Raw genomic sequence first — 12,343 nt, 5'->3', positions numbered from 1 at the left:
CGGCCGAGACGTGACTGGCCGAGAGGGGAGCAGTCGACGGACTCACGCCGCACGCGGACCGACGCTCCGCACGACGCCGAGCGAGAGGAGGACGACGGCCAGAACGACCGCGAGCAGACCGAACGCCGCCGTCCACCCGGCGACGTCGGCGGCCGTCCCGACGACGGCCGTCCCCGACGCGCCGAGGAGGAGGTAGACCGTCCGGAAGACGCCGAACCCCGCGCCCTGGTCCGCGTCGGAGAGCCCGTCGATCATCCGGGACTGGACGACGGGGGTCGCGCTCATGGCGATCCCGGCGAGCAGGACCCCGGGAACGACCAGGAGCCACGACCCGGCGGCCAGCGCGCCGTATCCGAGGACGCCGGCAGCCGCCTGGAGAGTGAGCGTCTCGTCGCGGCCGAGCCTGTCCGAGAGCCAGCCGGCGAGGGGCTGGGAGAGGGCCGTCGTGGCGAAGAAGACGGCGAACAGGAGGTTCGCCGGACGGGACGGGACACCCTGGTGCCCGAGCAGCAGCGCGGGCAGGAACGCCATCGTGGCGAGCCCGACGAACTCGACGAGCGTCGCCACGAACGTCGTGTACCGGGCGTGCGGACGGGCCAGGAGTGACACGAGGTCGCCCGGATCGAACAGGTCGCGCATCGACGCCCCGGGTCGAACCGGCGGGGTCGGGGGGACGAATCGGGCCAGCAGGAGCGCCGCGAGGACGGCGAGGGGTACCCCGACGAGGACCGTCGTGCGCCAGTCGTACCGGAGGCCCACGGCGGCGGCCACGAGCGGCGCGGCGACGCCGGCGACCTGTCCGCCGATCCGGTGAGTGCCGACGGCCCGGCCGACCGCGTCGAACTCGCGAGCGAGCAGTGCCGTCGCCGGATTGTAGTAGATACCGGCACCGACGCCCAGCAGGACCAGTCCGACGCCGAACGGGAGGAACGCGGGCGAGGCCGCGAGACCGAGGGTCGCGAGCGCGGTGGTCCCCAGCGCGACGAGGACGACCCCGCGTTCGCCGAACCGGTCCGCGAGGACGCCGCTCGGGAGCTGTGAGAGGGCGTAGACGACCCACATGCCGGTGAGCGCTGTCCCGAGCGTGCCACGGGAGACGCCGAACGTCCCGACGATGGCGGGGACGACCGGGCCGACGACGACCTGCGCGAACCTGACGCCGAAGTACGAGCCCACGCAGGCCGAGAGGAGCGTGTGTCGAGGGCCCCAGTTCGGGAGCCCCACTCGGAACCCGTCGGTACCCATCGCTCGGTATCCCTATCGAGGTCTCAATACTCTTGTGCCGGTCGCCCGGCCCGCCAGTACCGATCCGGTCCGGCGGCGGAGCGGGTGCGGGGCGCGTCACGACGACCCGGCTCGGGGTCCAGCAGTGTCCGGAGGCTCAGAGCACGCCCAGCAGGTTCCCGAGCGCCACGCCGAGCAGGGCGGCGAAGCCGAAGTGCAGGAGAACGAGGGGGATGGCCGATTTGAGCTTCAGCCGGTAGACGAAACTCACCGCCAGGAGGTCGGCGAGGAGCGTGGCGAGGACGACCAGCCCGACGAGCAGCGACGGGTCGACCCCGACCGCGGCGTCGCTCTGCCCGTACTGCTGGAGGAGGATAGAGACCAGAGCCGGGACGGGCGCGGCGGTCGCGGCCCGCTGTGAGGGGACGTCGCCGATGAAGAACGTGGCCGCGAGGTGGAGCGTGACCGCGTAGAACAGGCAGGTCAGCAGGAAGGTGACGGCCAGCGCGAGGAGCCCGCCGCCGGTGAGGTCGACCTGCAGGGGGAGCGAGGGCGCGACCCAGGGCGGAGGCGAGAACTGAGCGGGGAGGGCACGGGCGGAAGGGAGAGGGAGCGAGCACGGCGGCGCGAGCGGGGATGCCGACGGCGTGACCATCGTCCCGCGGGACTACCGCCGGGCCGGGCTTGTACGTGGCGGTTCCGGCGCGGTCGCCGTCGGATCAGCCGTCGAGGAGACCCAGCTCCTCGAGCCGGCTGACGATCTTGTCGACGGCGTGCTCGGCGTCGACGGGCTGTTTCCCGCCGGTGATGACGAGCTTGCCCGAGCCGAACAGCAGCGCGACGACGTCGGGATCGTCGAGCCGGTAGACCAGGCCCGGGAACTGCTCGGGCTCGTACTCGATGTTCTCCAGCCCGAGGCCGATGGCGATGGCGTTCAGGTTGAGGTTCCGCCCGAGGTCCGCGCTCGTGACGATGTTCTGGACGACGATCTCGGGGTCCTCCTCGACCTCGATGTTGAGGTCCCGGAGCTTGTCGAAGACGATGCGCAGGGACTCGTGGACGTCGTCGGTGCTCTTGGCCCCGGTGCAGACGATCTTGCCGGAGCGGAAGATGAGGGCCGCAGACTTGGGCTCCTGGGTCCGGTAGACGAGTCCGGGGAACTGCTCGGGGTCGTAGTCGGCACCCTCGAGGTCCATGGCCACGCTCTGGAGGTCGAGCTCCTGACCGATGCCGGTCGAGGCGACGACGTTCTCGATGTTGATAGTCTCTTTGGGGTCCGTCATCTCGCGACTTAAACCACGTATTTAACCTTTATAAAGGTACAGGATGGGTACTGACAGGTCGGTTTCACGGACAGTCGACGCCACCGTCACGGCTCCGTGGGGTCCGGCGATCGATACCCTGAACCGCTCGCGTGCCGGGGCTCCGGGTGTGTACGTCCTCGAACTGGCGGGCCAGGACGACGATCCGCTCGCGACGCTCGAGGCCCGCGCCGCCTGCCCGGGCGTCGAGCCCCTCGCGCCGGGACTGGCGACGGTACGCGGGCTCACGGACCGGGCCGCGGACCTCGCGTTCACCCGGACGGCCAGCGTGCTCCTCGCACGAACCGACCCCAGCGTCGAGGCGGCGGTCGCGGCGCTCCGGGCGACGAGCTTCGACCGCGAGGGGACCGTCCGCGTGCGTGCACGCGACGTTCGAGGGCTGACCGGCGTCTCGACGAGCGAGGCCGAGCGCGCCCTGGGAGGCGTTCTCACTGACCACGGATACGACGTGAACCTCGAGGACCCGGATCACGAACTCCGAGCCCTGTTCTCCGAGGGTGTGTGCGCGCTCGGCTGGGTCGAGGTCGAAACCGACAGGGGGTTCGAGACGCGCCGGCCGACGGACCGACCGTTCTTCCAGCCGGGGAGCATGGACCCGATGCTCGCCCGGGCGCTCGTCAACATCGCTGGTGCGCGCGAGGGCGCGACCGTCGTCGACCCGATGTGCGGGACCGGTGGTCTCCTGCTGGAGGCGGGACTGGTCGGCTCGCGTGTCCTCGGCGTCGACGCCCAGTGGAAGATGGTCCGCGGGGCCACGGAGAACCTCGCGACCTACCTCGACGGTGGGTTCGCCGTCGTCCGTGGTGACGCGACCCGCCTTCCTCTGTGCGGCCGTGCGGCGGACGCCGTCGTCTTCGACGCGCCGTACGGCAAGCAGTCGAAGGTGGTCGGCGACCTCGCGGCGCTCGTCGCGGGGGGCCTGCGCGAGGCCCGCCGGATCGCCCCCCGCGCCGTGCTCGTCGCCGACCGTCCCTGGCGGGAGGAGGCGGAAGCGGTCGGGTGGACGGTCGAGGCGCGGATCGAACGTCGGGTCCACGGTTCGCTCGTCCGCCACGTCCACCTGCTGGTCGGGACACCCACAGACTGATACCGTCTGGTAGCATACGACACGATGAAGACCGATGTCCGCCGAAGATTCGAGGACGAACCTCTACGAGTGTCCGCGCTGCGGCGAGCGGGTCGAGGCGAACGGGAGCTGCTGCTGTCCCGACTGCAGGACGACGATGCTGAACCTCTCCAAGCCCCGCCACCAGTGAGGCCCCGCCGTAGCGGCCGGAGCCGGTGAACAGGCCGAACGGTGGAACGTCCCCGTCCGTGAGTGGAGGCTACCGAGCGCGACGACAGCCGTAGCCGCCGGGTCGGGAGTCGGCGGTCTTTTGACTCCGGTACCCTACCCGTCGTTCGTGAGACGATACCTCCTGTGGGCACCCGGGGTGCTCGCCTGCCGCGAGGGCGGGGTGACGGGGGCGCTCGCGGACGCCCTCGCCGGCGCGGCGGTCGGCACTACCGCGCCGGCCGCCGGCCTCCGTTCCCGGGTGGATCTGCCGTGGGACCGCCCCTCGGAGCCGCACGCGGACTGGCCGGGCGAGCGGTGGTGGACCGAACACCGGGGAACGTTCGCCGACGCGCTGTCGGCGGTGGGGGTCGACCGACGCCGTGCGGACGCCGTCGCGGGCGACGTCCGTCCGCGCTACACCGATCCCGAACGGTGGACCGTCGCCGACGGCGCACGCGAGACGTTCGATCGGCTCGGCGAACGCGGCTGGGACCCGGTACTGGTCGCCAACGGACCCCCGGAGCTACCGGCGGTGCTCTCCGTGCTCGGCTTCGAGTTCGAGGCGACGTTCGTCTCCGCCGAGACGGGGTTCGAGAAGCCACACCTCCGCGCGTTCGAGACCGTCGTCGAGTGGGCGGAATCGGGATCCGAGAGCGCCCGGCTCTGGGCGGTCGGTACGGACTACGAGCGGGACGTCGAACCGGCCCGTCGGGTGGGCGTCCCCGGAGTGCTCGTGGGTGAGCATCCGGAGGCGGATCGCTCGTGTTCGGACGTGCGCGAGGTGGCGGCCCTGCTCCCCGAGTGAGACGATCGACGGGGGTCGGCCGTCCGAAGCCCGGGTCGGCCCGCCCGGATCACCGTCCACGGACGCCCGGAGGTGCGGCCCTGGCTACCACTCGATGGAACCCTGCAAATGCAGCCACCGGGGGAATCCAGCGAGACTGGACGAGCGAGAGGGGTCCCCGTCCGCCACTGAATGATCGCCCGTGTCCGCCCTCGTTCCCCCTCGAGGCACAGTCAGTGGGCCGATACCGGACACCCGCTCGTATTCGGCCGGAGGACGTCCTCGACCGCTCGACGGGTCTACCGCCGAACCGAGCTTGCAAATCCTGACACCAGCCTGAAAAACGAGTATCACGAACATTCGGGTATGGTCGACGTAGTCGGTCACCTGGGTATGGCGCTGCTCTGGCTCGTGCCGGCGTGGTTCATCCTCGACCGGCCGAAAACCGCGGCGACGTTCGTCCTGTCGGGATTCCTGTTCGGAATGCTCCCGGACGTAGACCTGTTCCTCCGGGGGGTCTTTCCGACCATCAAACACCACGGGATCTTCCACACCGTGCTCGTGGTGACGATCCTCGCCGCGGTCATCGGACCGATCGTCGGGTGGATACTCGAGGAGGCCCTGAGCGGGAGCGACTGGCTCTCCCCGCAGGCCGAGGGGAACATCTACGGGTTCGGGTTCCTCGCGGTCTGGATCCCGGGCCTCGCCCACGTCTTCGCGGACATGCTCTCGGCACCGGACATCGCCGAGGCGGTCGAGCCGTTCTGGCCGATCTACCAGCAGTCACTCGGTATCGACATCGTCTGGTACAACAACCCCTGGTTCAACTGGGGGCTGTTCGTCGCCGGGATCCTCCTCAACGTGGGGATCTACTACTACGTGAGCCACTCGAACGGGTCGACCACCGGGGCCGTCGCGACGGAGTAACGGGACGAGCGGTCCGGCCCACTCGTTCGGCAGGCCGACCCCGTGGTCGATCGTCCCGAACCGGCAGGGGAGGACGGTCAGGCGTGGCTGGCACGGACTACCGCGTCGGAGGCGTCGGCGAAGGAGTGGACGAGACGGCCACCGGGGGCCGGATCTCGGGGACCGCGAAGCGACTCGCGGCGATTATCGGGGGAGCCCACGGGGTCGCTTCGCTGGAATCACACTCTGACGGCTGGTCGAGGATCACTGAGTCCCCGGCCGGCTCCGATAACCACTGTCAGGCCTCACGGCCGAGCTCGGCCAGCAGGTGGGCGACGTGGATGCGGTCGGAGTTCCCCTCGCTCATCTCGAGGTCGACCTCGCCCGCGAGCCGGTGGAGTCGCGCCAGGCGCTCCTCGTTGCCCTCGTAGCGCTCTCGGCCGGCGTCGAGGACTTCCTCGAGCACCTCGGAGCCCGAGAGCCCCTCGTCGACGAGCAGGTCGTCGAGGTCCTTCCGGGCGTCGGTGAACTCCCCGCGCTCGGCGCGGCCGAGCATGTCCGAGATGGCCTCGCCGTGGCCGACTTCGCCCAGCGCCTCGTAGGCGGCGTCCATCGTCACGCTCCCCTCCCCCTCGGCGGTGGTCTGTGCGGCCAGGAGCGCCGTCCGGATGTTCCCCTCGGCGTATGCGGCGACGTAGCGCAGGCCGCCGTCGTCGTGCTCGACGCCCTCGCGGTCGACCACCCGCGAGAGCACCTCGACGGTTTCGGCCTCGCTGGGTGCGCGCATCCGAACCGGGAAACACCGCGACTCGATCGGCGGGATGAGCTTCGAGGGCTGGCGCGTCGTGATGACGAACTGCGTGTTCCGCGCGTACTGCTCCATCACCCGACGGAGGGCCTGCTGGAAGTCCTCGCGGATCGCCTCGGCGTTGTCGAGCACGACCGTCTTGTACGTCCCCGAGACGGGTGCGTACGAGGCGGACTCCTTCAGGACGTAGTTGATCATGTCCCGCTTTGACATCCGCGAGCGTCCGGCGAGGAACGGCTCGAACCGGGGATCGTTGCGTATCTCCTTCTTCGTCCGGCCGAAGAAGTCCGCGACGTTGATCTCGATCAGGTCGTTCTCGGGGTCCTCGTGGGCCTCGCGGGCGAGCGCGCGAACGGCCGCCGTCTTCCCCACGCCGGGCGGGCCGTGGAGGATCAGGTTGAGCGGCTCGGCGCTCGCCTTCGAGAGGTAGTCGCGTGCGGTCGGCTGTGGGAGTTCGTCGAGCGAGGGGGCGTGGGCCTCCGTCCACAGCGGCGCGTCCATCGGGACCCGGTAGTCGGTGACGGCGTATGAATCCACCCGTTCGCGGATAGATGTCGGAGTTGTTTTCGACGAGCCAGCAGCAGTAGACGGAAACAGCTCGAAAGCCCCGGTTCGCTACGGTCGCGCGGCTCGTTGCGCGCCTCGCTCGTTCGCTCCGCTCACTCGCTATGGTGCTTACTTCGCCGTGCTTCCCGTAGCGAACCGCCCCTTACAAGCCCACCCGACACCGGCTGTGGGGGCGGCCATCCCGAGCGGTTGTGCCGCCCACCTCCGCTCCTCGTCGGATTCTCACCTGCCGCCCGGATGGCCCAAACCACAAGACGTTCCTACTGCGCGCTCGCCCTCCGGAACATGGACCGTCCGTCGCGCCCGTGGCTCGCCCGCGCGGCCGTCGCGTTCGTCGTCGTCCTGCTGCTGGTCCCCACGGGCGTCTCGGCGATCTCGCACGAGCGGACAGGGCTCGGCCCCGGGACGGTGAGCGACCCCGCCAACGGGACGACCTACGTCGCCGTCCAGGGGTTCCACTTCAAGGGCGTCGGTAATCCCAAGAAGCCCGCCCGCCTCGTCAGCGCCTCGCCGGAGGCGCGGGGCTCGGTGATCACCTCCGGGGAGGCCGAGGGCGTCTCGTGGTTCTACGACGTCGATCCCCTCGAGAACGGGAACCTCCTGGTCACGTCGACGACGCCCACCTCGACCGTCGTGTTCGAGCTGAATCCGGAGACCGAGGAGCAGGTCTGGAGCGAGGAGCTCCCGATCACCGACACCCACGACGTCGACATGCTCCCGAGCGGCCGGCTGCTCGTCGCCAACATGCGACAGTTCGAGGACGGCGTCTCGAACGACCGCGTCTTCGTCTACGACCGCGAGAACGACTCGATCGTCTGGGAGTACGTCCTCCGGGAGCACTACCCCAACGAGACGGATGGTGGCTTCCGCGAGGACTGGTCGCACCTCAACGACGTCGACCGCATCGGGGAGGGGAAGTACCTCCTCTCGCCCCGGAACTTCGATCAGGCCATCGTCGTCGACCGCGAGACGAAGCGCATCGAGTACCGCCTCGGCGGCGACGACAACCACACCACGCTCTACGAGCAACACAACCCCGACTGGCTCGAGAGCGAGGGCGGGAACCCGACGATGCTCGTCGCCGACTCGGAGAACGACCGGGTCGTCGAGTACGAACTCCGGAACGACAGCGAGGTGGACGCGAGCGAACTGAACGCGAGCCGAATCTCGAGCGGCCCCTCGGGGACGTGGGTCCGGACCTGGAGCGTCGACGGGTTCAACTGGCCGCGCGACGCCGACCGGCTCCCCAACGGGAACACGCTCGTCACCGACTCGCTCAACCACCGGGTCGTCGAGATCGCCCCCAACGGCACGGTCGTGTGGGAGTTCTACGCCTCGTGGGGGCCATACGACGCCGAGCGGGGCACGAAGGGGTCGAACGGCCCGACGATGACCGACATCGGGGCGAGCGGCGAGTACACCGTCTCCGGCGGTGCGGGCCGCGGGCCGGCCGGCCAGGAGACGTTCTCCGACTGGCTGGTCGGTGCCGCCGAGGGATCGGCCTTCGAGGCACAGCTCACCTGGTTCGCCGAGCGCTACCGACACGCGACCCCGTTCCTCCGGCCGGTCTGGATGTCCTCGTGGGCGCTCGCGGGGGCGTTCCTCGCCGTGATCGTCCTCCTGCTCTGGGGGCTCGGCGAGCTCGTCTACCAGCGCGAGCGGCTCTCGCGGGCGCTGATGGAACTGGTCGAGCGGGTTCGGGCCCGCGGGGTGTAGGGCGGTGGGGGGATCGGGCGGCACGGGCGACGGCGGAGCGATCGACACGACTGCCGGACCCCGGACCGACGCGTCGGTGCTCGACGTCCCCTCGGCCGAGTCGGCGTACCGAAGGGTGAACGGCGTCGACCTGCACGTCGTCGAGGCGGGCGACCCCGACGACCCGCTCGTCGTGCTCCTGCACGGGTTCCCCGAGTTCTGGTACGGCTGGCGCGAGCAGATCGGACCGCTCGTCGATGCGGGGTATCGGGTGCTCGTCCCCGACCAGCGCGGCTACGCCCACAGCGAGAAACCGGCCGGCGTCCGATCCTACCGGCGGCGCGAACTCGCCGGGGACGTGGCCGAACTCGTCCGAACCGAGGGCAGGGAGTCGGCACACGTCGTGGGCCACGACTGGGGCGCGCTCGTCGCCTGGGACCTGGCTCGTCGCCGACCCGGGCTCGTCGACCGCCTCGGGATCGTCAACGTGCCCCACTCGATGGCGTTCCGCCGAACGCTCCGGTCGAACCCGGAACAGCTCTGGCGGAGCCGGTACGTCCTCTACTTCCAGCTCCCCCGGATCCCCGAGCGACGGGCGCGACGGGACGACTTCGCGCGATGGGTCCGCGCGCTCCGGGCGGCCAGGCCGGGGACGTTCGATCCGACGGACGTCGAGCGCTACCGGGCCGCGTGGAGGCGGGAGGGCGCTCCCGGGGCGATGCTGAACTGGTACCGGGCGGCGGCGCGCTACCCGGATGAACCGCCGCGCGAGCGGGTCACCGCCCCGACGCTTATCGTCTGGGGCGAGGACGACCGGGCGCTGGTCCCCGAGCTGGCGAGACGGAGCCTCGACTACTGCGAGGAGGGTCACCTGGAACGGTTCCCCGGGGCGACCCACTGGGTTCACCACGAGTACCCCGAGCGGATCTCGGACCTCCTGATCGCCCACCTCGGGGGGTGAGTCCGGGGACGCGGCCGGATCCCCTATCACGACGGGAGGGCGGTCCGCCTCACCCGGCCTGTGCACGGCGTGCACGACACCGCCGGGCTCTTTATGCTCGCGACCCTACGTCGACTCGATGTCGAACCTCATCCTCTACGAGCTAGAGGGCTGCCCGTACTGTGCGAAGGTGAAGGAGAAGCTGGACGAACTCGGCCTCGAGTACGAGTCCCGGATGGTGGCGCGGAGCCACGACGAGCGGACGGAGGTCGAGGAAGTGAGCGGACAGACCGGCGTCCCGGTCCTGATCGACGAGGATCACGACGTCGACGGGATGGCCGAGTCCGACGACATCGTCGCCTACCTGGATCGGACCTACGGCGACGGCGCGGCGGCCTGAGCAGGCCCTCCGGTTTTTCGCGGGTCCCGACGGGGAGCTACGCCGCCGCTCAGAGCGCCTCCTTGTACGCCTCGAGCGTCTCGTCGATGTCGGCCTCGGTGTGGGCGTAGGAGACGAACTGGCTCTCGAACTGGTTGGCGGTGAGGAACACCCCCTGGTCCCGCATCGCGGGCCAGAACAGTCGCTCCCAGCGGTCGGTTTCTGCACTACCGACGTCCCCGCCGTCCTTCGGACACTCGCCGAACCGGACACAGTCGGGATCCTGCGAGCATCCGCCGGTACAGCCGGCGTCCTGAGGCGGGGAGTCCGCGCGCGTGAAGATCACCTTGAACATCGAGTCGGTCCCGACGACGGTGTAGCCGGGGCACTGATCGGCGACGATATCGACGAGCCCCTCGCGCATCCGCTCGCCGAGGGCGTTCACGTGGTCGTAGACGTCGTTCTCGGCGCAGAACTCGAGCGTCGCCAGCCCGGCCGCCATCGTCACCGGGTGTCCCGAGAACGTCCCGGCCTGGAAGACGTCGCCGGACGGGGTGAACGACTCGATTATCTCCGTCTCGCCGCCGATAGCTCCCACGGGGAAGCCGCCACCGACGATCTTCCCGAACGTGGTGACGTCGGGCGTAACGCCGAGTTTCCCCTGGGCGCACTGGAGCCCCCCGACGCGGAAGCCGGTGATGACCTCGTCGAACACCAGCAGCGAGCCGTACTCGTCACAGAGGTCGCGCAGGGTCTCGTGGTACCCCTCGATCGGCTGGACGATGCCGGTGTTCCCGAGGATGGGCTCGACGAGCACGCCCGCGATCTCCTCGCCGTGTGCCTCGAACACCTCCGCGACCGCTTCTTCGTCGTTGAACGGCACCGGGATCGTGTGCTCGGCGAACGACTCGGGGATCCCTCGCGTCGATGGGTGGACGTTCCCGGGCTCACCCTCGACGAGCGTCGACTCCTGAGCGCCGTGGTAGCCCCCCTGCATCACGACGATCTTCTCCCGGCCGGTGTACCCCCGGGCGAGGCGGACGGCCGAGACGGTCGCCTCGGTCCCGCTGTTGACGAACCGGAGCATCTCCACCCCGGGGACGTGCCGGGCGACGAACTCCGCAAGGTCCACCTCGATCTCGGTCGGCGCGCCGTACATCGGCCCCGCGCTCGCGTGGGACTGGACGGCCGAGCGGACCGACTCGGGCATGTCGTGACCGAGCAGTAGCGGCCCGTACCCCATCACGTAGTCGACGTACCGGTTCCCGTCGGCGTCGACGACGTGTGCGCCGTCCCCCCGCTCGACGAAGAACGGGTAGGGCCGGGGCGCGGCCCGAACCGACGAGTTCACCCCGCCCGGTAGCACCGATAGCGCGCGGTCGTAGAGATCCCGCGAGCGCTCGTGGGTCATGTCCGTCCGGTTCGGCGGCCCACGGAAAGTAGCTTTCTGGTTCGACGGCGGCCGCCCGACGGCCCGACGGCGGTCGACCGATCGTCCACCGACCGACGAACAACCCCACCACCGATGACAATCAAACATTTCTATGGCTATTCCCACCCTTTATGTCCAGCCTTTTCTCAGAGAGCGGAATTTATTGCCAACTGAGCCAGCTATTTATTACCGTGCGTCGTAACGAAGGATGCGAAGAAGAGACGAGCTGAACAACACCCCCGGCGGTGTCGTATCGCCCGACAGGCCAGAGCCTGCGTACCATCCGAACCATTGGCTGGCACCGTGCTACACGCACGGCCGTTCCTTCGTTCGACCGCGGGCCTCCCACCGGGGCCCGCGGCATCCGTCCTATACCCGTGACCCGACGGTACGCGGTCCGGTCGGGACGCTCGACGTGTCGAACCCGGTGAGCAGTAGCCCACGGGAGGACCCGATCCCCGGTCCGCCCGCCGGACGGTCGGAACACGCTCCCGGGGTCCGGTAGGACTGAACCCCGACCCCGGATCGAGGCGACCGCCGACGGACGCGGGGCTGGTCGGACGCTCCGCCTCGAAGAACAGTACCGTACCGCTCCGTTTCGAGGTCCCGCACCTCGACCGATCGATACCCCTCCGGCCGCGCGCTACACCGCCTCGGGGCCGTCCTTCGACGTCCGTATCTGGTGGGCGGAATCGACGGGGAGGACGAATACCTTCCCGTCGCCCGGCTCGCCGGTGTGGGCCGCCTCGGCGATGGCCTCGACGACGTCCTCGGCGGGGATGTCCGCGACCACGCACTCGATCTTCGTCTTCTGGTGGAGGTCCACCGTGTACTCCTCGCCGCGCCACTGCCCCTTCTTCGCGGGCTGTGAGCCCCGACCGGAGACGTTCGTGACCGTCAGCGAGGGCGCGCCGATCTCCGCGAGCGCCCCCTTGACGGCCCCCAGCCTGTCGGGCCGGACGTACGCCATCACCATCTTGATCTCGCCGTCGTTGGCTTCGGTGCTCATC

The 12,343-nt window shown here is 69.8% G+C and carries 13 protein-coding genes; 7 read left to right on the top strand and 6 right to left on the bottom strand.

The window, feature by feature from the left end; genetic code table 11:
* Window positions 1-42: 42 nt before the first annotated feature.
* From WDJ58_RS04935 to WDJ58_RS04925, 3 genes are all read right to left on the bottom strand, one after another.
* Complete coding sequence (locus tag WDJ58_RS04935) at window positions 43-1,245, bottom strand: MFS transporter (protein ID WP_338916520.1); 1,203 nt, start codon at window positions 1,243-1,245, stop codon at window positions 43-45.
* 136 nt (window positions 1,246-1,381) lie between these two features.
* Complete coding sequence (locus WDJ58_RS04930; RefSeq protein ID WP_338916519.1) at window positions 1,382-1,879, bottom strand: DUF7473 family protein; 498 nt, start codon at window positions 1,877-1,879, stop codon at window positions 1,382-1,384.
* A gap of 64 nt (window positions 1,880-1,943) precedes the next feature.
* The gene (locus WDJ58_RS04925; protein ID WP_338916518.1) at window positions 1,944-2,507 is read right to left on the bottom strand and encodes a TATA-box-binding protein; all 564 of its coding nucleotides are present in this window, start codon (window positions 2,505-2,507) and stop codon (window positions 1,944-1,946) included.
* Window positions 2,508-2,655: 148 nt separating this feature from the next.
* Here WDJ58_RS04925 and WDJ58_RS04920 point away from each other — a divergent pair, with 148 nt between their 5' ends.
* The 4 genes from WDJ58_RS04920 to WDJ58_RS04905 all read left to right on the top strand — a co-directional run bounded on the left by WDJ58_RS04920 (window position 2,656) and on the right by WDJ58_RS04905 (window position 5,533).
* Entirely contained in the window at window positions 2,656-3,633 is a 978-nt protein-coding gene (locus WDJ58_RS04920; protein WP_338916517.1) for a methyltransferase domain-containing protein, read from the top strand.
* A gap of 34 nt (window positions 3,634-3,667) precedes the next feature.
* Window positions 3,668-3,802, top strand: coding sequence for a DUF7129 domain-containing putative zinc-binding protein (locus WDJ58_RS04915; protein WP_338916516.1), 135 nt, complete (start codon window positions 3,668-3,670; stop codon window positions 3,800-3,802).
* Window positions 3,803-3,949: 147 nt separating this feature from the next.
* The gene (locus WDJ58_RS04910; RefSeq protein WP_338916515.1) at window positions 3,950-4,627 is read left to right on the top strand and encodes an HAD family hydrolase; all 678 of its coding nucleotides are present in this window, start codon (window positions 3,950-3,952) and stop codon (window positions 4,625-4,627) included.
* A 345-nt stretch (window positions 4,628-4,972) separates the two neighbouring features.
* On the top strand, window positions 4,973-5,533 hold the full coding sequence (locus WDJ58_RS04905) for a metal-dependent hydrolase (RefSeq protein ID WP_338916514.1): 561 nt from the start codon (window positions 4,973-4,975) through the stop codon (window positions 5,531-5,533).
* Window positions 5,534-5,810: 277 nt separating this feature from the next.
* Here the strand turns inward: WDJ58_RS04905 and WDJ58_RS04900 are convergent, their stop codons facing one another.
* A complete protein-coding gene (locus WDJ58_RS04900; RefSeq protein WP_338917814.1) occupies window positions 5,811-6,821 on the bottom strand; it encodes an AAA family ATPase in 1,011 nt (336 codons plus the stop codon).
* 351 nt (window positions 6,822-7,172) lie between these two features.
* On the opposite strand from WDJ58_RS04900, the gene WDJ58_RS04895 reads away from it, so the two are divergent.
* From WDJ58_RS04895 to WDJ58_RS04885, 3 genes are all read left to right on the top strand, one after another.
* Window positions 7,173-8,603 (top strand): arylsulfotransferase family protein, encoded by a 1,431-nt coding sequence (locus WDJ58_RS04895; protein ID WP_338916512.1) that lies wholly within the window; start codon window positions 7,173-7,175, stop codon window positions 8,601-8,603.
* Between the two features lie 40 nt (window positions 8,604-8,643).
* Window positions 8,644-9,543, top strand: a complete 900-nt coding sequence (locus WDJ58_RS04890) for an alpha/beta fold hydrolase (protein WP_380661563.1) — start codon at window positions 8,644-8,646, stop codon at window positions 9,541-9,543.
* A gap of 118 nt (window positions 9,544-9,661) precedes the next feature.
* Window positions 9,662-9,922 carry a glutathione S-transferase N-terminal domain-containing protein gene (locus tag WDJ58_RS04885; protein WP_338916510.1) on the top strand — a complete coding sequence of 87 codons (261 nt, stop codon included), beginning with the start codon at window positions 9,662-9,664 and terminating at the stop codon, window positions 9,920-9,922.
* A gap of 49 nt (window positions 9,923-9,971) precedes the next feature.
* On the opposite strand, the gene hemL is transcribed toward WDJ58_RS04885, so the two are convergent.
* Window positions 9,972-11,312: a glutamate-1-semialdehyde 2,1-aminomutase gene (hemL, locus tag WDJ58_RS04880; protein WP_338916509.1), complete on the bottom strand. Its 1,341-nt coding sequence runs from the start codon at window positions 11,310-11,312 to the stop codon at window positions 9,972-9,974.
* A 664-nt stretch (window positions 11,313-11,976) separates the two neighbouring features.
* On the bottom strand, window positions 11,977-12,342 hold the full coding sequence (locus tag WDJ58_RS04875) for a P-II family nitrogen regulator (RefSeq protein ID WP_338916508.1): 366 nt from the start codon (window positions 12,340-12,342) through the stop codon (window positions 11,977-11,979).
* Window position 12,343 lies beyond the last annotated feature (1 nt).

Origin of the sequence: Salinirubellus litoreus (assembly GCF_037335815.1) — an archaeon.
GTDB classification, from domain to species: domain Archaea; phylum Halobacteriota; class Halobacteria; order Halobacteriales; family Haloarculaceae; genus Salinirubellus; species Salinirubellus litoreus.
This window is presented reverse-complemented; position numbering and strand designations above follow the sequence as displayed.